The following is a 23511-nucleotide window of genomic DNA, read 5'->3' as shown; positions in this document are numbered from 1 at the left end:
CGTCATACCCCTGCTTTTCGACCCGATGCGAAGAAGGGATCACTGGTGAAAGGCGTTCTCTCCGAACGTAAGACGCTTCACCCACTAGATATCGAACGGCGCGAGCTGCCGACCACCGCCGGACATGCGGTGCGCGCTCTCGCTCGCGAGATATGCATCACAGTCGACTCCTGGCCCGATGGCACCGCCGACCTCGCGCGCACGCTGACCGATCCGGCATTGCTCGAGCAAATCGATGCGCGCGTCGGCGAGTTGCCCGATGCGGTACGTGTCGCCCTGCGACCGCCCGCGACCGCGGCCGGTGCCACCATCGTCGGCAAACTGCCGTTGACCGATGCCGAATGCGGCCCGACCCCACCGAGCTGGGTCGAGGCGGCCCGCTGGAGTGGTGAAACCGACCGCCGCGCAAGCTCATTCGAACTCGATATCGCGATGCTGCTGCTCGCCCGCAGCGCGGGTGAACCGTTCGGCTGGCAGGGCCAGCAGGGTGGGCGGTTGGTCAACAACATCGTGCCCTCGCCCGGTCACGAACACGAACAGTCCGGCGCGAGTAGCAAAACCCTGCTCAGCCCGCACACCGAGGACGCCTTCCACCCGGACCGGGCAAACCTGTTGATGCTGGCGTGTCTGCGCAATCCGGACGGCGTCGGCACCACCGTCTCCTCGGTGCGCCGAACCGAGCTCTCCGCTGACGAGCGTCGACTGCTGGGCACGCCGACCCTGCCGATCCTGCCCGACGTCTCCTACGGCACGGGTCACGAGCGCTATTCAGCACTCCCGTTGCCGACTCTGTGGAGCGCCGAATCAGCCGACAGCACAGCGGATTTGATGCTTCGCTACGATCCGGCATACACCCCGCTCGACGATGCCGATACCGAATTCCGGCTGGCGTACGCGCGCCTCACCGCGGAGCTCGAACGCGTCTGCATCACCGCCGCGCTGACCCCCGGCGAGCTATTGCTGGTGGACAATGACGTGGCCGTGCACGGTCGGGTACCGTTCACCGCGCGCTACGACGGCACCGACCGCTGGCTCAAGCGCGTCAATGTCCGCCTGCCCGAACGCCGACGGCGGGCCGCCGAGGCCGACGAAAATGGTTATGGGCAACGGATCGTCGCCCCGTTCCGAGCGGCAAGCAACCCGCTCGCGATCGACGGTGTACCGGCCCGGGCTACCACCCGGACCGCAGTAAGGCTGGATACGACACAACATGATCGAGGAACCGTTGAGCACTCGTGACCGGAGCACACCACTGCGTGTGCTGAGCCGCAGCGATCTCGCCGACGTGCCCATCACGCCCGCCGATGTGGTGCGCGCCGTCGAGGAAGCGTATCTCGCCTTCGCCGCGGGTGATTCGGACAATCCGCGCAAACTCAGCGTCGCAAATCCGGACGGCTGGTCGGTGGCCTACGCCATGCTCGGGCGCGACGGCCGCCGCCGGGTGGTCGCGATGAAGACCTCCTACAAATTCGATCCCGGCCACGACCGCAGCACCAAGCGCTACTACACGACCATCACGCTCTACGACGACAGCACCGGCGCGCCGATCGCCATGATGGACTGCGCCAGGGTCGGCGCACTGCGCACCCCGGCGGTTTCGGCGCTGCTGGTGCGCGAGACCGCACGCCGCGGCGCGGAGAGCGTGCTGCTGATCGGCACCGGCACCCAGGGCCGAAATGCCCTGCCGCACTTGCTCGCCGCCAATCCGCAGCTGCGCAAGCTGATGCTCTACGGCACCCATCCGGAGGGTCTGGCGGCGGTGCGCGATTACCTCGCCGAATACAACCCGCACGCGTTGCTGGAGACCGTCGAGGATCCGCGCGCGGCCGCCGGTACCGCCGACGTGGTGTTGGCGACAGCCGGACCCGGTACCGAGGTCGGGATCGAATCCGAGGATCTCGCACCGGGATCCACCGTTGTGCTCGTCGGCTACGGCTTGGCGCCGTCGACACTGGTCGACGCCGATCGCGTAATCGCGACCAGCGCCCAGCAAATGGCGCTGACCGGCACCGATATGGCCGGTCCCGACGGCAGATTGCGGACCGTCGACGCCGAACTGCCACAGATCCTGAGCCGTCGCGCAATCGCCCGACGCTCCGACGACGAGCGGATCTTCGTCTACAACAGCGGGTTGGTGCTGACCGATATCGCCGTCGCACACGCACTCGCCGAACGAGCCATTGCCGAGGGCCGCGGCACGGAGGTGCCCCTATGGGACTAGACATCGGCGCCGTCGAGTTCGACAAGAAGGTGCGCGCCCCCGGCACCGCCGAACCCGACGGCACGCTGCTGTTCGACGACGGCTCGATCCGCGACAAGGTCCAACTCGGCGATGATCCATCGCGTACCGAGACCGCCCCCGATCCCGCCGTACTGGCGGCAGTGCGCGGCCTGCTGAGCATTTGCGCACCTGCCCTGCCCGCACACACCGACGACTGGGAGCGCAGACTCCTCGCCGATCCGAATCTGCTCGGCGATATCGCCTTTGCGATCGGCGGCCCCTTCCATGTGCTGTATCCGTCACGGGTCGCGGTGAATATCAATGGGTTTCAGCAGGTATTCGAGCAAGCCGGTGTGGATGGCGCCGTCTACTTCGGCAAGAAGGCCAACAAGGCGGCCTGTGTTGCTCGTGCCTGCGCCGAATATGGTGCGGGTGTCGACGTTTCCAGTGCGGGCGAGCTGAATGCCGCACTGTCACAGGGTGTTCGCGGTGACGAGCTGATGGTCACCGGGCCCGCCAAATCCGACGATCTGCTGTGGCTTGCCGTGCGGCACCGCGCACTGATCGCCGTGGACAGTCTCGACGAGCTCGACCGGTTGGCCGCACTCACCACTCCGGCCGCCGCGGCGCGCGTACTACTCCGCGTGCTGCCCAATGGATCCACGAGCCGATTCGGCATGACCGCCGAGGAATTGGACCGCGCGATTTCGGTGATCGGCGCGTCCGGCACGGTCGGTCACGAATCGATTCGCCTGCATGGCTTCAGCTTCCACCTGTCCGGCTACGATGCCGTCGCACGCGCCGAACAGGCCGACGAATTGATCACCCGCTGCCTGGATGCGCGCACACTGGGCCATCCGGCAGGCACCATCTCCATCGGCGGTGGATTCGGCGTCGATTATGTGCCCGCGAGCGCCTGGTCGGAGTTCACCGATCACGCGAACGGTCAGTGGTTCCACGCGGGGAAGTCCTTCGATTCGTACTACCCCTACCACTTCCCGGCGCCCGGCCCGACCATGCTCACCGCCGTCCTCGAGCACAACGCACTCGCGCAACGGTTGCGCGACAACGATATCCGGCTCGCCGTCGAACCCGGCCGGGCACTGCTCGACCGCGCCGGATCCAGCGTCTTCCGGGTGCAGGGCAGCAAGACCCGCCACGTCGAGGGTCACCCCTACCAACTGCTCACCGTCGACGGCACCAGCCTGAGCCTGTCCGAGCAGTGGTTCGACAGCGAATACCTCCCCGATCCGATGCTGTGGCCGCCGCGCCGCGGCGAGCTCACCCCGACCTGCGTCGGTGCGGCCAGCTGTCTGGAGTCCGACATGCTCAGCTGGCGGCGCATCCCGTTACCGAGACGCGCCGAGGTCGGCGATCTGCTGATCTATCCGAATACCGCCGGTTACCAAATGGATTCGAACGAATCGGCCTTTCACGAACTGCCGATTCCGCCGAAGGTGGTGCTGCACGACATCGGTGATCGGCTCCGCTGGACGCTCGACTCCGGATGATCCGGCAACCCCATTCGACCAATACCCTTACGGCCCCGAACGAGGAGACCTCCATGCCGCTCGTCACGCGCGTGACGGATCTGATCGGTCGCACCCCGCTATTCGAACTGGCGACCACCGCGACCGGCACCCGGCTGCTGCTCAAACTCGAGCAGTTCAATCCGACGGGTGCGGCCAAGATCAGGATGGCGCGCGCGATGATCGACGATGCGGAGCGTCGAGGTTTGCTGGGCGATGGCGGGCATATTATCGAGTCGACATCCGGGAATACCGGGCTCGGCCTCGCGGTAGTAGCTGCCGAACGTGGGTATCGCTTCACCGCGGTGGTCGATCACCACGCATGTAAGGACAAGCTGCGTGCGATGCGAGCAATGGGTGCGGAATTGGTATTCGTCGCCGATGACGGTGACGACAACCTGGCCACCTCGGCGCGGGAAGACCTGGCCGAGGCGATGGCGGCCGGACAGTCCGACGCGTACTTCACCGAGCAGCACAACAACGATGCGAACGCGGTCGGCTACTACGCCGTGGCCGAAGAATTGCTGGAAGACGTGGAACGCGTCGATATCCTGCTCTCCGCGGTGGGCACCGGTGGTTCGCTGTTCGGCACCGCGACCCGGCTGCGCCAACTCGGCTGCACACCACGGGTGATCGGCGTGGAACCGGTCGGATCGATCGCCTTCGGCGGGCCGGGCGGGCCGTACTGGCAGTCCGGGACCGGCACCCCGCCCGGCGCCACCATCGGCACCGCCGTGGACTATTCGCTGCTCGATGAGGGCGTCAAGGTTTCCGATGTCGCGGCCTTCGCCACCGCTCGCGCGGTCGCGGCCGAACTGGGCCTGATGATCGGCGGCTCCGCGGGCGGCTCGGTGCACGCCGCGCTCACCCGCCTCGAGGAGTTCCCGCCCGGCTCGACCGTGGTCACCCTCGTCTGCGACGGCGGCGAGAAGTATCTCGACACGGTCTTCGACGACGAGTGGATGCGCGAACGCGATCTTCTCGACACCACCACCGAACGCGATGTGCACACGATGCTGGACCGCTACGCTCCCACCCGACGCGACCAACTCGTCGAGGCGCGGTGAAGCACATGCGCGCTTTCGATCACCGTTGCGCGACACCCCGTACGTCTGAAATGATCACCTTGTTAGGGTTGCCTAACCCAAATGAAACTCAGCGACGAGTCGGGACGAGGCGCATGGCGATCGATTTCGGGATTCGACGAGTGGAGGTGCGATGCTGAATCTGTCCACCTTCCGTGCCGATGGGCGACAGCTCACCGCGCTGGCGGCACCGATCGCACTCACCCAACTCGCACAGATCGCGGTATCGACCACCAATATCGCACTGATGGGCACGCTCGGTGTGCGCGAGGTCGCGGCGGGCGGGCTGGCGATGGTGCTGTTCAACCAGATCCGCACCATGTGCGTCGGTCTGATCACCGGGACCGGGAATCAGATCGCGTCCTCGGTCAGTGCGGCGGATAAGCGTGGTGAATCCGCCGACGGGGAGGTCCGCGATATCGTCCGCTCGAGTTTCCTGATCGCCACCTTCGCCGGAATCATCGGCGGCGCAGTGCTGATCGGACTCGGCTGGTCGCTGCAATGGCTCGGCCAGGACGCGGGCGTACTCGCCGACGCGCGACCGCTCATGCTCGCACTCGCGCCCGGACTGCTGCCCTGCCTGTGGTTCCAAGTACTGCGGCAGTACACCGTCGGCATGCAGCGTCCGCAGGCCCTGCTGCTGGTCACCCTCGGCTCGGTGGCGCTGAATCTCGTACTGGCCCTTACCTTCATGCACGGCTGGGTCGGACTGCCCGCGCTGGGACTGACCGGCATCGGCGTCGCGACCTCACTGGTCTTCCTGATCACCTTCGGCGTCTTCTTCGCCATGGTGCGCGCCGATGCGGCACTCGGCGCCACCCTGCCGCTGCGTCCGTGGCCGGTGCATGTGCCGACCATCTGGGCCGAGCTCGAACTCGGCGCGCCGATCGCGCTCACCTACGGTTCGGAAGCGGGCATGTTCTCCGTGCTCGCCCTGGCGATGGGCAGTATCGGACCGGCCGCGCTGGCCGCGCACAATGTGGTCTACCAGATCATCTACATCGTCTTCCAGGTCGCGATCGGCCTGTCGCACGGCGCGTCCATCCTGGTCAGCCATGCCGTCGCGCGTGACGAATACGGCCACGCCCGTGCGCTGGCCTGGTTGGCGCTGCAGCATGCGGGCATCGTCGCCGCGGTCACCGGAGTGGTCTATATCGCCGCGCCGAAACTCGTGCTGAGCCCCTTCCTCGAACCCGGCGACGCCGCGACGATCGACCTGGCACGTTCGCTGCTGCTCATCGGCATCGTGCTCCAGTTCTTCGATGCCGCACAGAACATCGGCACCGGCCTGCTGCGCGGTCTGAAGGAAACCAAGGCGGGCTTCCGCCTGTCCCTGGTCGGCTACTGGCTCGTCGGCCTGCCCACGGCCCTGCTGCTGGCCTTCCTGGTCGGCCTCGGCGCCGCGGGCGTCTGGTGGGGTCTGACCGCGGGTCTGGCCAGCACAGCGGTCCTCATGCTTCGCCGCTACTTCGCCCTGCTCGAAACCGCAGCCTCGACCCATCCCCATCCCCTCCCACAATCCCTACCGACCCCTTCCTGACCTCGTGAAATCCAGACCTAATGGGCGGCGGAAAGTGTTGTGCAGCAACCTGATAGCGTGCGGGGAATGCGGCAGAGCCTGGCATTGAGTTGTGAGCGGATCTCCGCTGAACTGCTCGACCACTTCGACGGGGTCGGGATGGTGCGCGGCGAGTACGTGTTCCGCGCGGCCGGGAAATATCCGACACCCGAATCGGTTTCGGGTTATCTCGTGCCATATCTGCGCCATATTGCCAAGCGGGCCGACGGCACGATCTGGTATCGCACCATGGAAGCCGATACCGCCGAATGCAATATCCTCGACGGCGTCGAAGAGATCATCGACGAGCCGCATAAACTGCTCGGCCTGCGCGGTATTCGCCGTGCGCGCCGTTTTCCCGACGCATTCGTCGCCGAACTCGAGGGCATTGCGCAGGTGCGCGACGAGGGCGCGGATATCGGCGTGATTTTCCCGTTCGTCACCTATGTCGACGAATTGCAGTGGGCCATCGAGCAAACCAGGACCGTGATCGGCGACTGCCCGGTCGCCACCATGATCGAGATCCCGTCGCTGCTGCTCGAGGTCGACCGGGTCGTGACCACCGGGGTGTCCCGGGTGGTGATCGGCTGCAACGATCTGTCCTCGCTGCTGCTCGGCCAGGCACGCGCCAGCCTGCGGCCGGTTCGACCGGTTCCGCCGCTGCTGCGTGCGATCGAGCGCGTCACCATGGTGGCCGCCGCCGCGGGCGTGCGGACCGCGGTCGCGGGTTATCTGCATCCGGACCTGCTCGCGGCCTGCGCGAACCTCGGCGTCGACGAATGCGTGCTGCACTACTCCGATCTGCCCGACGTGCTTGGTGAGCAGTTCGCGGACCTGCCGGATCTCGATGTGCTGCAAGCGATCAAGCGCAAGACGCGCGCCGCGATCGCGTTGTACGAGGCGGAGCGGGCGGCCGGGTCCGATCCCGACCACCCGCACGCCCATCAGACGTTGACGCCGTAATCGCGGGCGATACCCGCGAGCCCGGAGGCATAGCCCTGACCGATGGCACGGAACTTCCATTCGTTGCCGTACCGGTACAACTCCCCGAACACCATGGCGGTCTCGGTGGACGCATCCTCGGTGAGGTCATACCGGGCCAGCTCGGCGCCCGTGTTCGCGTCGACCACGCGGATGTAGGCGTTGCGGATCTGGCCGAACGACTGTCCGCGCGCATCGGCATCGTGAATGGAGACCGGGAAGAAGATATTGGTGATCGTCGGCGGCGTCGCCGCCAGATCGACATTGATCACCTCGTCATCGCCTTCGCCCTCACCGGTGAGATTGTCACCGGTATGTTCGATCGTGCCCTCGGGCGAGCGGAGATTGTTGTAGAACACGAAGTGCTGATCGGACAGCACGCGCTGATTCGGCCCGGTGGCGAGCGCACTCGCATCGAGGTCGTAATCGGCCCCGGTGGTCGTTCGCACATCCCAACCGAGCCCCACCGCAACCTTGGTGAGGTTGGCGGCCTGCTTCGACAGCGAGACATTTCCGCCTTTGGCCAATGTGACGCTCATGATCCCCTTCCATTCGACGCGTTCGCGCCGCCTTTCATCACGATTATTACCCTGTACCGGACAGCCTGTGCCGGTTCAGTTCTCGATGCCGACCTTTTCGAGCGACCTGCAAGCAGTCGCTAGCGGCCCCACGCGCGCAGTGTCTGCACGCGCCCTTCGAGCGCATGCAATTCGCTCGCGTCCAGGACGGTGCGCTCGATTCCGTGCGCCACCGCGAAGGCCGACTGCCGGTGGTCATCGATGACTTCCACATCGATCTGGACCGCGACATAGTCTGTCGCACCGGGCATTTCCTCGGCGATAACTCGCGCCTGCCCGCGCGCGCACAGCGCGACATTGCCACCGCCGAGAATCAGCAGTGCGACATCGGGCCGTTCACGCAAGCGCGCCAGCGAACCGCGATCGAATTTCAGGCTGAGCAGAATCCGCCGATCATCCGCACGCACCGGCCAGGACACCGGAATCGCATGCGGCGCTGGGTCGGTGGTGACCAGCACCGCGATCGTCTCCTGGGGCCATTCCGGGAGTACGTCCAGTTCGGGATGATCGGCCATAGAGTGGTCTTGACGTTGCACGGGGCTCGCTCCGGCTGCCATGTTCGTCACCTCTTGATCGCTGCAACGCGGCGGGCTGTGCCACGTTGCCTGCAAGTCTAAGGTGCTGTGGCCCTTGTTCGCTGGCGCTGCGACCTTTGTCCGAAGTGCTCACAGGCACCTCTCAGGACACCGATACGGCGTCACTGGGTGATGGGCGGCGCCCCGGCTCAGGAGCGGACCACAACCCCACGCGGGATTATGCGGTAAGGCTACCCTAATTTCAATGGGACAAGCAGGCCGAGCCGCCTGTCCGGGACACCACCCGGATGTCCGGATTGACGGGTCGGCACAGTCGATGCATCATTGCTGATAGCCCCTGTTCAGCAGGGCTTCTCCATTCGCCGGCCGATGTCTGTCCGGCCCGCGTGCTGCTCTCGGTACCGCACGGCCGCCGCGCCTTGCCCGCACCGACAGCATTGCTCCAAGAAGACGCACTGGCGTCCAGCCGTGAGTGAGGTGAGAACGACATGGTGTACCGATCGTCTGAGACCCGGCTGATCACTTCGTTCCTGCACTACGGCATCGTCCCGAATTTCTGAATTCGGCCGCGCCGGGCACGGCAACCGCAGACGACGTCCGTCGACGCCGTCCGCGGCGGTGCCCGGGTTGTAGCGCGGCGCCACGGGACATTTCGGCACACATACGGACGTGGGGAGCAGACACATGGTTGATATGGGGGCAAGGAATTCCGGCGCGGTCGATATGGTGGCGTGGCCGACGGCGGGCAATCTCGTCGTCTCGCCCGCGATGCTGGACGACCTGGGCTATCTGCGCGGCGAGCTGGCGGCCGCGGAGGTGCCGTTCCTGCTGATTCGCGATGGCGGACATCGGCCGGCACTGGCCGCGGATGCCGCGCACCGGACGATGGTGCGTCGGGTGACGGCCACCGCGATTGCCGCGGGTTTCGCGTGTGCCGAGGTGCAGCACAATGTTTTTCGGCTGAGTCGTGATGCCGATCCGGACCACTACGTGGATCTGGAGCTGTGGGAGTACCACGGCGACACCGTCGAATGCCCGCGGCCGAATATGTTCACCCGCAATGTCTTCGACCTCGCCGATGTCGAGCGCACGGAAGTTCGCCTGTTCGACCGCAATTGGCCGACATTGACGGACATGTTCGCACCACAGCCGACCGATGTCGGCTTCGATATCGATCTGGTGTTCTCCTGGGTCGATGGCACCGATCCCGAATTCCGTGCCCGCCGTGCGGGAATGCTGGCCCAGGTCGTGGTGGGCGAGGGCGATGACGCGGATGCTCGGATCCGACAGATCGACGAACTGAAGTACGCACTGCGCTCGGTGTGCAAGAACGCGCCGTGGATTCGGCGGATCTTCATCGCGACCGATTCCGCGGTGCCGGCATGGCTCGACGAACATCCGCGGGTGACGGTGGTGCGCGCGGTCGATCACTTCAGCGATACCAGCGGGCTGCCCACCTTCAATTCCCATGCGGTGGAATGCCAACTGCAGCATATCGATGGACTCAGCGAGCATTTCCTGTACTCGAACGACGATATGTTCTTCGCCCGGCCGGTGCGTCCGTCGATGTTCTTCAGCCCGGCCGGAGTCAGCCGGTTCATCGAGGCAGGCACCCGGATCGGGCCGGGCCGAAATAACGAGCGTCGCAGTGGTTTCGAGAATGCCGCACGGAAGAATCGGGAATTGCTGGCCGGGCGGTTCGGACATGTCATCACCCGGCATCTGGAACACACCCCGGTTCCGTTGCGGCGCAGCGTATTACTCGAGATGGAGCAGGAGTTCGAGACCGACTTCGCGCGGACCAGGGCGAGCAGATTCCGCGCGGCCACCGATATTTCGGTGACGAATTCGCTTTACCACTACTACGCCATGCTCACCGGGCGCGCGGTGCCGCAGGAGATGGCGCAGATGCGCTATGTCGACACCACGAGCCGACGCGGGCTCGCACTGCTCGACGGACTGGCCGTCCATCGTGATGTCGACTTCTTCTGCCTCAACGACGGCAGCTTTCCGGAGGTCCCGGAGGCCGATCGGGTGCGTGCGGTGTCGGAATTCCTGTCCACCTACTTCCCGACCCCAGCGCCGTGGGAGCGGGTCAGTGCACGGCCTCGTCGTCTTCCGGAGTCTGCGCCCGGCGCCGCATGACCCGCGGGATGCGCGCGGCGGGCGGGATCACGATGCCCTCCTCGGCCAGCTTGCGCGCCGCCTCTTCCGGGGTGGACGGGGAGCCGACGGTCGGGCCGCGATCGATCGGGACCACCGAGTGGACGATGGTGTCCGGATAGATGTGCACGTAGTTGAAGGCCTGCGCGCCGTCGCGGCCGCGCAGGCCGCCCTCGGCGACGGCCAGATCCTGGCTGTAGCAGGTCGCCGAGGCGACCGAGACCGGAATGCCCGCGAAGGTGGCGCTGGTCGAAAAGTGCAGGTGCCCAGCGAGAATCGCGCGTACGTCGGTGCCGTCGAGCACATCGGCCAGCCTGCGCTGATCACGCAGTTCGACGGTGACCGCGAGATCGAGCACGCACGGCACCGGCGGGTGGTGCATCGCCAGAATCGTGCCGAACGGGGCGGGTTCGGCGAGTACCGATCGCAGCCAGGCCAACTGTTCGTCGCGGATTTCGCCGTAGTGGTGGCCGGGGACGCTGGTGTCCAGGGCGATGATGCGCAGGCCGTCGATCATGTGCACCCGATCCAGCGGCTTCGTCGACGGGCGCTCGCCGAGCAGAGTCCGGCGCAGTTCACCGCGATCGTCATGATTGCCGGTGACCCATACGATCGGCGCGCGCAATCGGCGCGCGAACGGTTCCACGATGGCGCGGAGCTTCTCGTATGCGTCCGGCTCGCCCCTATCGGTGAGGTCACCGGTGAAGACGATCGCCGTCGGCCGGATGCGGCTGGCCGCGGCCTGGTCGAGCAACTGCCGAAGACGCAGATCCGCGTCCACGTCGCCGTACAACTCGCCGTCGCCGGCGATCAAATGGGTATCGCTGAAATGGAACAGCACATGATTCGGTCGCGGGTGCTCCGCGACTCTGCTGGTGGGCACCGGACCGAACGTCCTCCCCGGCGGATTCGCCCGCCATTGGCTTCGGGTTCCATCGCCAGGATAGCGAAGACCTATTGACAGACTGCCCGCCCCACGGTGACAAACTGCTTGCGGGGAGGTGAGAGTTCGGTGTCATCACACCCGGTCCGAGAGTTTCCGGGCGCGACTGCTCTCAGGGGGTGCCGAGACTGTCGGCGGTCCGGAGGGCGTCCAGGACCATGGGAGTGTCGACGGTGAAAGGTTCGTTGTGGATCGTTTCGCCGGGGGCGGTGGCGCGTTCGGCGATGGCGGTCAGGGTTCGGTTGTCGGGGTCGGTCAGGCCGAGGGCGGCGAAGGTGGCCGGTAGGCCGACCGACGTGCAGAACTCGAGGACCGTCGAAATCTCTTCGGCGGGAGCGCCTTCCAGTACGAGCTGGGCGAGGACGCCGAAGGCTACCTTTTCGCCGTGCAGGTACGGATGGGTTTGCGGGGCGGCGGTCAGGCCGTTGTGGATGGCGTGGGCGGCGGCGAGACCGGAGGATTCGAAGCCCAAACCGGAGAGCAGGGTGTTGGCCTCGACGATACGTTCGAGGGCCGGGGTGACGGTGTGGCTGCGGACCGCGGCGAGGGCGTGGGTTCCGTCGGCGAGCAGGGTGTTGTAGCAGAGTTCGGCCAAGGCGGTGGCACTGCGGGTGGAGGCGCCGCCGCGCATATTCCGAACCCGCGCGGCACTGCAGGTCCGCGCCTCGAACCAGGTCGCGAGCGCATCGCCCATCCCCGCAGTGAGCAGCCGCGCCGGAGCCTGCGCGATAGCGGACGTATCGACGAGCACCAATGCCGGATTCCGCCGAACCAGCTGATAGGCCTCGAATTCCCCGGCGTCGGTGTAGATCACCGACAACGCACTGCACGGCGCGTCACTGGACGCCGTCGTAGGACAACTGATCATCGGCAGTTCCAGATCATCGGCCACCGCCCGAGCCGTATCGAGCACCTTGCCCCCACCGGCCCCCAATACCACGGTGCTCCCGCTCTCCCGCACGGCCGCGGTCACCCGCGCGATCTCGGCCCGACTGCACTCACCCCCGGACCGATGCACCGAATACTCGATCTTCGCCTCGGTAAGCGACTCCTGCCACGTCTGCGCCAACAACCGATGCGCACTGGCCCCCGCCACAATCATCACCGGTCCCGCGATCCCCAGCCGCGTCATCTCCGCCCCGAGCGCCCCCGTCGCATCCCGCCCCTGCACGTAATGCCCCGGCGAAGAAAACACACTCAGCATCTGCCACCTCCCGATCGCCGACTCCGTATCGCAAACGCTACGCGCCCGCGATTGAGCCATCAGGTGTATTCGAAGCATGCCGAACGCCCGGCTACCGCGACCAGTACTTGCGCCAATCGGCGGTCGCTAACGGGACACGTTCGCCGCGGGCGGCTTCGGCGGCGTCTTCGGTAGCGCGGATTTCCGATGCGAAGGACAAGGTGGCCTTGCGGAGGCGTTCTTCCGCGCTGTCTTCGCCACCCAGGTGGACGGTGCGGAGGGTGTCGGGGACCAGGTCTTCGGGCAGGCCTGCTTTGAGGCTGCGGGAGCGGATCTTCTCGGCCAGAGCCAGGGCGGGTTGGGCCATGGCGATGCCGTCGAGGCAGGAACGGCGGGATTTTTCGGCGGATTTGCGTTCCTCCCAGGCTTTTTCCTGGGCGGCGATCTTTTCCGCGACGGTGGCCGACGGGTCGATGGGCTCGTCGGCGAGGTGCGGGCTGCGGTTGACGAGTTTGGCGACCAGTGCGGCGGCCACATCGTCGACGGTGAATTCGCTTGCGGCCTGGGCGATTCGGGAGTGGAACAGGACCTGCAGCAGCAGGTCGCCGAGTTCTTCCTTGATGGTTTCGGCGTCGTTGTGCTGGATGGCGTCGAGGAGTTCGTAAGTTTCCTCGAGCAGGTAGGGACGCAGCGAGTCGTGGGTTTGCGTCACCTCCCAGCCGCCGAAGTTCCACAGCCGGTCCATCACCTCGACCGCCCCGGCCAGCCCCGCCGCCACCACCGCGGTATCGGTTCGGCCGGATTCGGCCGCCGCCCGCACAGGTTCGGGCAATGGGTGCTCGTCGGCACCATTGGCCCGCCCCGCCTCCGCCGCCGCATGCCTGGCAGCCCGCAGAACGGCTTCGTCGCGGTCCGAACTCATCGCGCCGCCGTGGCTTCGGTGGCGACCCGCAACTCTACGAAGCCCTTCGGCTTGCCATCCAACTGCAGCAACAGGTCGGCAACGAATTGCAACAGGACGACATCGCGCACCCGGTCGGCGCCGACACTGTCCTGCACCCGGGGCAGCGGCAGTTGCACAACACCACTCGCCGCGCGATAGCCCGCGCTCGGGTACAGGCGCTTCAACCGCATCTGCTTGGAATCGGGCAGGCTCATCGGCGAAACCTTCAATGTGGTTCCGGTGACCGCGATTTCGGTGACATCGTATTCGCGAGCCAGCAGGCGCAGTTTCGCCACCGACACCAGCCTGCCGACCTCGACGGGCACCGGCCCGTACCGGTCGACGAGTTCCTCGACAACCGACTCCAGCCCCGGATCATCTTGCGCCGCAGCGAGTTTGCGGTAGGCCTCCAACCGGAGCCGATCGCTGGTGATGTAGTCGGGCGGAATGTGCGCGTCCACCGGGAGGTCGATGCGGACCTCCTTGACCTCCTCGGTCGTGATCGGCTTACCGTCGGCGGCGGCCCGATAAGCCTCCACCGCCTCACCGACCAGCCGCACATACAGGTCGAAGCCGACACCGGCCACATGCCCGGACTGCTCGGCGCCCAGCACATTTCCGGCACCGCGGATTTCGAGGTCCTTCATGGCCACCGCCATACCCGCGCCGAGATCCGAGTTCTGCGAGATGGTGGCGAGCCGGTCGTAGGCCGTCTCGGTGAGCGGCTTCTCCGGCGGGTAGAGGAAGTAGGCGTATCCGCGTTCACGACTGCGGCCGACGCGCCCACGCAACTGGTGCAGCTGCGAAAGACCGAGAGCGTCCGCGCGTTCCACGATCAACGTATTCGCATTGGAAATATCGAGCCCGGTCTCGATGATGGTGGTACAGACCAGCACATCGAATTCACGCTCCCAGAATCCCTGCACGGTCTGTTCGAGCATGTCCTCGTTCATCTGACCGTGCGCGACCACCACCCGCGCCTCGGGCACCAGATCCCGAATCCGCTTGGCGGCCTTGTCGATCGACGAAACCCGGTTGTGCACGTAGAAGACCTGGCCGTCGCGCAGCAGCTCGCGCCGGATGGCCGCGGTGACCTGCTTGTCGTTGTACCCGCCGACATAGGTGAGCACCGGATGCCGCTCCTCCGGCGGCGTGAGGATGGTCGACATCTCGCGAATGCCCGCCAGGCTCATCTCCAAGGTGCGCGGAATCGGCGTGGCGGACATGGTCAACACGTCGACGTGCGTGCGCAGCGCCTTGATGTGCTCCTTGTGCTCGACACCGAAACGCTGTTCCTCGTCCACGACGACCAGGCCGAGATCCTTCCACCGCACGCCGGTCTGCAGCAGCCGATGCGTACCGACAACGATATCGACGGCGCCGTCCGCCATCCCCTCCAGCACGGCGCGCGACTCGGCCGGATCGGTGAAGCGGGACAGCCCCTTCACGGTCACCGGGAATCCACCCACGCGCTCGGTGAAGGTCTGCAGATGCTGTTGCGCCAGCAGGGTTGTCGGCACCAGCACGACGACCTGCTTGCCGTCCTGCACCGCCTTGAACGCGGCGCGCACGGCGATCTCGGTCTTGCCGTAGCCGACATCACCACAGACCACGCGGTCCATCGGGACCGCCTTCTCCATATCGGCCTTGACCTCGGCGATGGCGGTCATCTGGTCGACGGTCTCGGTGAACGCGAACGCGTCCTCCATCTCCTTCTGCCAGGGACTGTCGGGACCGAACGCATGTCCGGGCGCGGCCTGGCGCGCCGCGTACAGCTGCACCAGCTCACCGGCGATCTCGCGAACCGCCTTGCGCGCCTTGCGTTTCGTATTCGCCCAGTCGGATCCGCCGAGCTTGGACAGACTCGGCATCTCACCGCCGACATAGCGCGAGAGCTGATCCAGCGATTCCATCGGCACGAACAGCCGGTCACCGGGCTGACCGCGCTTACCCGGCGCGTATTCGATGACCAGGTATTCCCGCCGCGCCCCGCCGACGGTGCGTTCGATCATCTCGACGAACCGGCCGATGCCGTGCTGATCGTGCACCACCATATCGCCGGCGTTCAGCGCCAGCGGGTCGACTTGATTGCGGCGCTTGGCCGGTAGCCGCTTCCCCTCCGCCGGTGCGGTGACCCGGTTACCGGTGAGGTCGGATTCGGCGACGACCACCAGACCGGCGTCATCGAAGACCAACCCGTCGTGCAGCGAACCGCACAACACACCGACCAGTCCGGGTGTCGGCTCGGCACCGGCTGTCAACGCAGCAGCGGGCACGTCGGCATCCGAGAGGCGTTCCAGAATGCGCTGCGCCGTACCGTGACCCGCCACGACCACGACCGCACGCCCACCGGTCAGCACATGCGCGCGCAGCGACGCGAAGATCGTCGCCACCAACTCATCGGATCCGCGCGCCGCCGGACCGGCCAGCACCGGCAGCACGACCTCGGCCGGATCGCCGGAGGTCAGCGGGCTCAGGCTCCACCACGGCAGACCGTGTGCGTTTGCGCTGTCATGGATTTCGGGCAGCGCGCGATAACCGGAGGCGGCCAGATCGAGTCCGTGCCCGCCCAGCGGCGCGGCGCCGCCGAACGAGGCGGCGGTCCACGATGCCTCCAGGAACTCCTCGCCGGTGCGCACCAGATCGGCCGCGCGCGTGCGGATCTTCTCCGGATCGCACAGCAGCAGCTGGGTACCCTCCGGCAAAACCTCGGTGAGCAGCCGTAATTCGCCGGGCTGCAGTACCGGCAGCAGCGCCTCCATGCCCTCGACCGGAATACCTTCGGAAAGCTTCTCCAACATCTCGACCAGCGCCGCATCGGCGGCATTCGCCACCGCGACCTCGGCCGCGCGTTCGCGTACAGCCTGGGTGAGCAGCAGCTCCCGGCACGGCGGCGCGACGATCACATCCACCGTCAGATCGGTCAGCGAGCGCTGGTCGGCGACCGCGAAGGGCCGCAGCTCGGTCACCTCGTCACCCCAGAACTCCACGCGCACCGGATGATCGGCGGTCGGCGGGAACAGATCGAGGATGCCGCCGCGCACCGCGAACTCACCGCGCTTGCCGACCATATCGACGCGGGTGTAAGCGAATTCGATCAGGCGCAAGAGCAATTCGTCGAAATCGAACTCCGCGCCGACACGCAGCACGATCGGTTCGATATCGCCGAGGCTCGCGGCCATCGGCTGCATCAGGGAGCGAACGGTCGTCACCACGACCCGCAGCGGTTCCGGGAATACCGGATCCTCCGGATGCGCCAGCCGCCGCAGCACCTCGAGCCTGCGGCCCACGGTGTCGGCACCCGGCGAGAGCCGCTCGTGCGGCAGCGTCTCCCAGGACGGGAACTGCGCGATCGCCGCGCCGAGGATTTCCTCCAGCTCGACCGTCAGATCATCGGCTTCGCGCCCGGTCGCCGTCACCACCACCAGCGGCCGCTGGGCCGCGATCGTCGCCGCGACGAACGGCCGCACCGCCGATGGCCCGACCAACTCGACCGGCGACTTCCCGACCAGGTCGGCGACGGTTCGCAAGGCCGAATCGGCCCCGGCCACCGCGGCCAGTCCGGCAAGAGGTGGACGGTGGGTGGACATCGAACACTCCTGAGCTCAGGCGAGGTTTTTAGGACGGCCAACCGAGTCTAGGCTCCCCCGCCTCCCCCAGTCTTTGCCGGGATGAGTTACCCATGTGCTCACGAAATCGGTCGACACGTCACAACCTACCAACGCGCTGTGACACGTTTACGGCGCTGTGACGCGTTACGGCACGTAGCGGCGTAGGCGGCGGGCGGCGAATTCCCGGAAGTACGAGAGCTTCTCCGGGGGCACGATCGCCGGGAGCAGGAAGTACCAGGCTCGTTCCATCCGGGTCGCCATCTGATCGATCGAATCGGTGCCGACCGCCGTGATGTGCACGCCCGCGGTCATTTCCTGCAGTAGCAGGCCGATCACCTCGGCGTCCAGATCGGCCTCGAGGTCGCCTTGGGCGATGGCCCGCTCGGATAGTACGCGGTAGGTATCGCCCCAGGTCTTGGCGATATTGTCGCCCTGGGCGCCGCGGTAGTCGCCGATCTGATGGGTCAGCTTGAGCATCGCGCCGACCATCGGATCATTCATGGATAGGTCCGCGACGACATAGGTGATCCCGATACATGCCTCCAGCGCGGGCACTCTCGGATCGAAGAAACCCTGACACGAACTGACCAGACGCTCATTGCCCTGGTCGACCACGGCGCGCGCTAGCTCTTCCTTCGAACCGAAGTGAAAGTACAAGGCGCCCTTGGTCACGTTCGACTGCGCGATGATCTCGCTCAGGCTCGCATTCGCATATCCCAAGCGCAGAAAGACATCGGCAGCGCCCGCCAGGACGGAATCGCGGGTGATCTCCGCGCGCGCTTGCCTAGCCATCAGATCCGCCTGTCATCCTTAAAACCAGCCATCCTGAAGTAGACCGACATCCCGAAGTAGACCGACTTACCGCTCGAACAGCACCCTGAGGATGGGTGAACCGTACCACCAGGTGAGCGCGCGCCAGCGAATTCGAGCATTCGGACGGGCATACTGCGCAATTTGCTGGCTACCAATACCGTCAATCCCCTGTACCGGCACGCCATTCCGAGCTCAGCAGCGGATGGGCTTCCAAATGACTGAGCCCGTTCCAGCACAGGTTCACCAGATGTGCCGCCACAACCTCTTTCGACGGTTTGCGCTCGTCCAGCCACCAGGTCGCGGCGGTCGAGACCATGCCCACCAATGCCTGCGCATACAAACCGGTCAGACTGGTATCGAAACCGCGGCGCTCGAAATCGCCGCCGAGAATATGCGCGACCTGATTGGTGGCCTCGTTGAGCAGGCTCGAGTAGCGGCCCTCCGCGGTAGCAGCGGGCTGGTCGCGCACCAGGATTCGGAATCCGTCGGTGCGTTCCTCGATATAGGTCAGCAATGCGAGCGCGACCTGTTCGAGCCGGATCCTGGACCGGTTCTGGGTGAGCGAGGAGGTGATCATGTCCAGCAGCATCGACATCTCGCGGTCCACGACCACGGCGTAGAGCCCCTCCTTGCCGCCGAAGTGTTCGTACACCACGGGTTTGGAGACCTGCGCCCGCTGTGCGATCTCCTCGATCGAGGTCGCGTCGTATCCGCGCTCGGCGAATATTGCGCGACCGATCTCGATCAACTGCTGCCGCCGCTGAGTACCCGTCATCCGCGGCCGGGACACTCGTTGCGGTTCACCCGAAGACAACGCCCCGCCTCCCTGCGCATGACCCGAACTTTTGCCGACAACTGTTCCAGACAGCTCTGCCCGCGCGCGCGTCGCCCCGCCGAAGACGGCGAACGGGGGGCCGATTTCGGCGTTCGCCCAGATAACGCGACCGGTGTGAGTAGACGGCAGTGGCGGGTACCCACGAATTCAGCGAAGCAGTTCGACTAACTGGAGGTCTTCATGCGAGGATTCATGCCGTGCCGCTGGCGCAGTGGCGGGTTTCGCAGATCCGCCGGTGTGACAATCCGCCGTAGTGTAATGGCAGCACCTCTGATTTTGGTTCAGATAGTTCAGGTTCGAGTCCTGGCGGCGGAGCACACCGGCACGATGGCTTATCGTTGGCCGCGCACATCGCTGAACAAGCACGACGACAGCGCTGACCAAGCACGACGACAGCCCCAAGCACGATGACAGGCAGCCGAGGGAGATCCATGCCACAGCAGACCGCCGTCGTCGTTCTCGCAGCCGGTGCCGGGACGCGAATGCGGTCGAAGACTCCTAAAGTGCTGCATTCGCTGGCCGGTCGAAGCATGCTCGCGCACGCGCTGCATGCGGCCAACGAGATCGACCCCGCGTTCCTCATCACCGTGGTAGGACACGATCGGGAACAAGTCGGCGCCGCGGTCGCCGCCGTCGCCGCCGACCTCGGCCGCGACATCACCACCGCCATTCAGGAAGAACAGCTCGGAACCGGCCACGCGGTGCAGTGCGCGCTCGCGGCGGTTCCCGAGGATTTCAGCGGTGACCTACTGGTCACCTCCGCCGATGTGCCGCTGCTGGACGGGCACACCCTGTCCGCACTGCTCGACGAGCATCGCAGCTACACCGAACGTTCGGCGGTCACGGTGCTGACCTTCGAACCGGACGACCCGAACGGCTACGGCCGCATCGTCCGCAATGCCGACGGCCAGGTCACCGAAATCGTCGAACATGCCGACGCCACCCCCGCGCAATCGGCGATCACCGAGGTCAACTCGGGTGTGTACGCCTTCGACGCGGCCGTGCTGCGCACCATGATCGGACGCCTGTCCACCGCCAACGCCCAGCACGAGCTGTACCTGACCGATGTGCTGCGGCTTGCTCGCGAGGCCGGACATCCGGTGCACGGTGCACGGCTGCTCGACTCGGCCAAGGTCACCGGCGTCAACGACCGGGTGCAGATGTCGCAGGCCGCGCGCACCCTCAACCGCTACATCCTCGAACGGCATATGCGCGCCGGGGTCACGATCATCGATCCCGCGACCACCTGGGTGGACGCGAACGTGAAAATCGCCAGGGACGCCGAAATCCGGCCGGGTGTGCAGTTACTCGGCGGCACCGTCATCGGTGAGGACGCCGTGATCGGACCGGATTCCACGCTTACCGATGTCATCGTCGGCAATGGCGCGCACGTCGTTCGCACCCACGGTGATCAGGCCGTGATCGGTCCCGGTGCGAATATCGGGCCGTTCAGCTATCTGCGCCCGGGCACCGTTGTCGGAGATTCCGGAAAGCTCGGCGCATTCGTCGAAACCAAGAACGCATCGATCGGCGCGCACTCCAAAGTGCCGCACCTCACTTATGTCGGCGACGCCACCATCGGTGAGCACAGCAACATCGGCGCCTCCAGCGTTTTCGTCAATTACGACGGTGTGAAAAAGCACCACACCGTGGTCGGCTCGCATGTGCGGACCGGCAGCGACACCATGTTCGTCGCACCGGTGACGGTGGGTGACGGCGCTTATACGGCGGCGGGTACTGTGCTGCGTAGAAGCGTTCCGCCGGGGGCACTCGCGGTTTCAGGTGGGCCACAGAAAAACATTGAGGGCTGGGTGCAGCGCAACCGTCCGGGGACGGACGCGGCACGGGCGGCGGCGGAAGCCATCGCGACCAAAGAGATGTCGGGTCAGGCAATCGAGCAAAAGGATGGCAAACAGCAGTGACCGCGTCATGGATCGATAACCAGAAGAACCTGATGCTCTTCTCGGGACGCGCTCATCCTGAGCTTGCCGAGCAGGTGGCCAAGGAACTCGACGTCCACGTCACCCCGCAGACCGCGCGCGACTTCGCCAACGGCGAGATCTTCGTCCGGTTCGAGGAGTCCGTGCGCGGCTCGGATGCCTTCGTGCTGCAGAGCTTTCCGGCTCCGCTGAACCAGTGGCTGATGGAACAGCTCATCATGATCGACGCGCTCAAGCGCGGTTCGGCCAAGCGGATCACCGCGGTGCTGCCGTTCTACCCGTACGCCCGTCAGGACAAGAAGCACCGCGGCCGCGAGCCCATCTCCGCCCGCCTGGTCGCCGACCTGCTCAAGACCGCGGGCGCGGACCGTATCATCACCGTCGACCTGCACACCGATCAGATCCAGGGCTTCTTCGACGGCCCGGTCGATCACATGCACGCCCAACTGCAGCTGGCCGAGTACGTGCGCAACAACTACAGCCTCGAGCACATCACCGTGGTCTCCCCCGATTCCGGTCGCGTGCGTGTCGCGGAGAAGTGGGCCGACTCGCTGGGCGGCTCGCCGCTGGCGTTCATCCACAAGACCCGCGACCCGCTGGTGCCGAACCAGATCAAGGCCAACCGCGTGGTCGGTGAGGTCGAGGGCCGCACCTGCATCCTGATCGACGACATGATCGACACCGGTGGCACCATCGCCGGTGCGGTCAAGGTGCTCAAGGCGGCAGGCGCCGGTGATGTGGTCATCGCCGCGACGCACGGCGTGCTGAGCGATCCGGCCGCCGAGCGCCTGGCCACCTGTGGCGCCAAGGAGGTCGTGGTCACCAATACGCTGCCGATCGACGAGGAGAAGAAGTTCCCGCAGCTGACCGTGCTGTCGATCGCGCCGCTGCTGGCTCGCACGATTCGCGAGGTCTTCGAGAACGGTTCGGTCACCGGACTTTTCAACGGCAACGCATAGGTTTCACACTTCGTCGCGGCTCGGACCCAGGTCCGGGCCGCGACGTTTCTGTTTGTAAGGCTCGCTTCGGCGTGGTACCCATGGCGGGTAGGGATCACAAACAGGGGGCGCGCCATGTCGGATTCGGAACCGCATATCAATCTCGGGAAGTCGCAGGACCCGACGCCTGCCGAGCCGCCGCGGGACAACGTGGACGCGACCAAGGTCTGGTCACCGGAGCCGGGTGTCGATCCGACGATGGCTTATCAACCGGGACAACAGTTTTCGCCGGAATCCGCCCCACCGTACACCCCGCCCGCGGGTTATCAGCAGCCCACGGCCTATCCGCCGCCACCGTATCCGCCGAGCTACCCGCAAGCCGGTCCGTACGTCGGACCACCCGGCTATCCGCAAGCGCCCGGCACGTATCCCGGTTACCCGTACCAGCCCTATACGCCACCCCGGCAATCCGATGTCCCGATCTTCTCGATCATCAGCTTCTCCTGCCTGGCGGCGACCGCACTGTCGGTGGTGATGTTCTGTGGCCTGCCGATAGTGATCACCGGACCGGCGGGCATCGTCCTGGGCATCATCGGCCACAACAAGGGCGAATCGCTCGGCAAATGGGCGGCCATCACCAACGGCGCGGTGCTGGCGATCGCGGTCGTCCTGGTCATCGCCTTCGTCGGGTTCCTCGGGGCTCTCAGCTGACGGATTCGCACGCGTCGGATCCCGTTTGCCCCTGATGTCGAGGGGGATACTGGGGGTATGGACCGTGACCCGCTTGATATGGACATGGGGGACGACGACCAGGAAGACGAGATCCGCGCATACCGGCGAAATGTCGAGGATCCGCCCGATGACCTGCGCATTCGCTATCACGAAAGTGAGGATGACGGTCGGCTCGGCATCAGCGATGAACTCGAACAGGAGTGGACCCGTCATCGTAAGGCCGCCGAACTCGCCGAGGAGGACGAGCGCCCCGCCGAGGTCGCCGCGATGGAGATCGTCGACGATACCGACCTATAGCCCGCTCCCCGCCGACAGGAGAGTTCGATGAGCACGCCGCAGCAGGGACCCGAGCGAGGCGATAGGTCGCCCGAGAAACCGGTCGGCGAATCCGAGCCGGTCGAACCCCCGCAACCCGTCGAACCCGCCGCGCAGACACCGGACCAGCGGGCGGCTGCCGAAACGGCACCGGATCTCGTCGTGCGACCGCAGCAGCCGTCGAGTGACCCCGTGCAACCGGAACCGTGGAATGACAATGCCGCGGCACGGTACGACCAGGACCGGCCCGGCACCGTCTATCCGCCGATCGACGACGCCACACCGGGCACCCCGGACGGTGGCAATCCCCCCTACACCCCGCGGTACACCACGCAGGGACCGCGATCAGGTTCGCAGACCCTGTCGATCATCGGCTTCGTCTGTGCGGGCATCTCATTGCTGTTCTGCCCCTACCTATTCGGCCCGGTCGGCATCATTCTCGGCATCATCGGCCACAAAAAGGGCGAATCCCTCGGCAAATGGGCCGCCTTCGTATCCGCTATTTCCCTGGTCATCGGGCTCATCCTGATCTATGCCGTCTTCAGCGGCAGCATGATCCCGGACTCCGACTGACCGTGCGCTGGACACGAGTCATAGGGGATGGCAG

Annotated in this window: 20 protein-coding genes and 1 tRNA gene; 13 read left to right on the top strand and 8 right to left on the bottom strand. The window is 65.8% G+C overall.

Annotation, left to right across the window (positions count from 1 at the left end):
* The first annotated feature begins 45 nt into the window (after positions 1–45).
* From ACQPZ2_RS07405 to ACQPZ2_RS07380, 6 genes are all read left to right on the top strand, one after another.
* Positions 46–1239, top strand: coding sequence for a TauD/TfdA family dioxygenase (locus ACQPZ2_RS07405; RefSeq protein WP_433524862.1), 1194 nt, complete (start codon positions 46–48; stop codon positions 1237–1239).
* The gene (locus ACQPZ2_RS07400; protein WP_174566156.1) at positions 1211–2221 is read left to right on the top strand and encodes an ornithine cyclodeaminase family protein; all 1011 of its coding nucleotides are present in this window, start codon (positions 1211–1213) and stop codon (positions 2219–2221) included. The genes ACQPZ2_RS07405 and ACQPZ2_RS07400 overlap by 29 nt, the downstream gene beginning before the upstream one ends.
* Positions 2212–3732 (top strand): alanine racemase, encoded by a 1521-nt coding sequence (locus ACQPZ2_RS07395; RefSeq protein WP_433524861.1) that lies wholly within the window; start codon positions 2212–2214, stop codon positions 3730–3732. Before ACQPZ2_RS07400 ends, ACQPZ2_RS07395 begins: the two co-directional genes overlap by 10 nt.
* A 53-nt stretch (positions 3733–3785) precedes the next feature.
* Positions 3786–4817 carry a PLP-dependent cysteine synthase family protein gene (locus ACQPZ2_RS07390; protein WP_433524860.1) on the top strand — a complete coding sequence of 344 codons (1032 nt, stop codon included), beginning with the start codon at positions 3786–3788 and terminating at the stop codon, positions 4815–4817.
* Positions 4818–4968: 151 nt separating this feature from the next.
* Positions 4969–6375, top strand: coding sequence for an MATE family efflux transporter (locus ACQPZ2_RS07385; RefSeq protein ID WP_433524859.1), 1407 nt, complete (start codon positions 4969–4971; stop codon positions 6373–6375).
* A 66-nt stretch (positions 6376–6441) separates the two neighbouring features.
* Positions 6442–7356 carry a putative PEP-binding protein gene (locus ACQPZ2_RS07380; RefSeq protein ID WP_433524858.1) on the top strand — a complete coding sequence of 305 codons (915 nt, stop codon included), beginning with the start codon at positions 6442–6444 and terminating at the stop codon, positions 7354–7356.
* On the opposite strand, the gene ACQPZ2_RS07375 is transcribed toward ACQPZ2_RS07380, so the two are convergent.
* Together ACQPZ2_RS07375 and ACQPZ2_RS07370 are read right to left on the bottom strand one after the other, a co-directional pair.
* Positions 7338–7913: a TerD family protein gene (locus ACQPZ2_RS07375; protein WP_063036655.1), complete on the bottom strand. Its 576-nt coding sequence runs from the start codon at positions 7911–7913 to the stop codon at positions 7338–7340. The genes ACQPZ2_RS07380 and ACQPZ2_RS07375 overlap by 19 nt on opposite strands.
* A gap of 119 nt (positions 7914–8032) precedes the next feature.
* Entirely contained in the window at positions 8033–8509 is a 477-nt protein-coding gene (locus ACQPZ2_RS07370) for a hypothetical protein (protein ID WP_433524857.1), read from the bottom strand.
* Positions 8510–9181: 672 nt separating this feature from the next.
* Here ACQPZ2_RS07370 and ACQPZ2_RS07365 point away from each other — a divergent pair.
* On the top strand, positions 9182–10633 hold the full coding sequence (locus tag ACQPZ2_RS07365; RefSeq protein WP_433527349.1) for a stealth family protein: 1452 nt from the start codon (positions 9182–9184) through the stop codon (positions 10631–10633).
* Here ACQPZ2_RS07365 and ACQPZ2_RS07360 read toward each other — a convergent pair.
* The 6 genes from ACQPZ2_RS07360 to ACQPZ2_RS07335 form a co-directional block, all read right to left on the bottom strand.
* Entirely contained in the window at positions 10584–11534 is a 951-nt protein-coding gene (locus ACQPZ2_RS07360) for a phosphodiesterase (RefSeq protein ID WP_433524856.1), read from the bottom strand. The genes ACQPZ2_RS07365 and ACQPZ2_RS07360 overlap by 50 nt on opposite strands.
* Before the next feature lie 172 nt (positions 11535–11706).
* Entirely contained in the window at positions 11707–12798 is a 1092-nt protein-coding gene (locus ACQPZ2_RS07355; RefSeq protein WP_433524855.1) for a glycerol dehydrogenase, read from the bottom strand.
* A gap of 91 nt (positions 12799–12889) precedes the next feature.
* Positions 12890–13522: a MazG family protein gene (locus ACQPZ2_RS07350; protein WP_433527348.1), complete on the bottom strand. Its 633-nt coding sequence runs from the start codon at positions 13520–13522 to the stop codon at positions 12890–12892.
* 173 nt (positions 13523–13695) lie between these two features.
* Positions 13696–17310 carry a transcription-repair coupling factor gene (mfd, locus tag ACQPZ2_RS07345; protein WP_433524854.1) on the bottom strand — a complete coding sequence of 1205 codons (3615 nt, stop codon included), beginning with the start codon at positions 17308–17310 and terminating at the stop codon, positions 13696–13698.
* Between the two features lie 165 nt (positions 17311–17475).
* Entirely contained in the window at positions 17476–18123 is a 648-nt protein-coding gene (locus ACQPZ2_RS07340) for a TetR/AcrR family transcriptional regulator (RefSeq protein ID WP_040695316.1), read from the bottom strand.
* A 181-nt stretch (positions 18124–18304) separates the two neighbouring features.
* Positions 18305–18919 carry a TetR/AcrR family transcriptional regulator gene (locus ACQPZ2_RS07335; RefSeq protein WP_063036665.1) on the bottom strand — a complete coding sequence of 205 codons (615 nt, stop codon included), beginning with the start codon at positions 18917–18919 and terminating at the stop codon, positions 18305–18307.
* A gap of 304 nt (positions 18920–19223) precedes the next feature.
* Here ACQPZ2_RS07335 and ACQPZ2_RS07330 point away from each other — a divergent pair.
* The 6 genes from ACQPZ2_RS07330 to ACQPZ2_RS07305 all read left to right on the top strand — a co-directional run bounded on the left by ACQPZ2_RS07330 (position 19224) and on the right by ACQPZ2_RS07305 (position 23477).
* A tRNA-Gln gene (locus ACQPZ2_RS07330) sits at positions 19224–19294 on the top strand.
* A gap of 116 nt (positions 19295–19410) precedes the next feature.
* The gene (glmU, locus tag ACQPZ2_RS07325; protein ID WP_433524853.1) at positions 19411–20901 is read left to right on the top strand and encodes a bifunctional UDP-N-acetylglucosamine diphosphorylase/glucosamine-1-phosphate N-acetyltransferase GlmU; all 1491 of its coding nucleotides are present in this window, start codon (positions 19411–19413) and stop codon (positions 20899–20901) included.
* The gene (locus ACQPZ2_RS07320; protein WP_063036669.1) at positions 20898–21878 is read left to right on the top strand and encodes a ribose-phosphate diphosphokinase; all 981 of its coding nucleotides are present in this window, start codon (positions 20898–20900) and stop codon (positions 21876–21878) included. Before glmU ends, ACQPZ2_RS07320 begins: the two co-directional genes overlap by 4 nt.
* A 114-nt stretch (positions 21879–21992) precedes the next feature.
* The gene (locus ACQPZ2_RS07315) at positions 21993–22568 is read left to right on the top strand and encodes a hypothetical protein (RefSeq protein WP_433524852.1); all 576 of its coding nucleotides are present in this window, start codon (positions 21993–21995) and stop codon (positions 22566–22568) included.
* A 57-nt stretch (positions 22569–22625) separates the two neighbouring features.
* On the top strand, positions 22626–22886 hold the full coding sequence (locus ACQPZ2_RS07310) for a hypothetical protein (RefSeq protein ID WP_433524851.1): 261 nt from the start codon (positions 22626–22628) through the stop codon (positions 22884–22886).
* A 27-nt stretch (positions 22887–22913) separates the two neighbouring features.
* On the top strand, positions 22914–23477 hold the full coding sequence (locus ACQPZ2_RS07305) for a hypothetical protein (protein WP_433524850.1): 564 nt from the start codon (positions 22914–22916) through the stop codon (positions 23475–23477).
* Positions 23478–23511 lie beyond the last annotated feature (34 nt).

The sequence above is a fragment of the Nocardia pseudovaccinii genome (assembly GCF_050942345.1).
Classification (GTDB): Bacteria; Actinomycetota; Actinomycetes; order Mycobacteriales; family Mycobacteriaceae; genus Nocardia; species Nocardia pseudovaccinii.
Note: the sequence above shows the minus strand (reverse complement) of the source record. Positions and strands in the feature narration are given on the sequence as shown.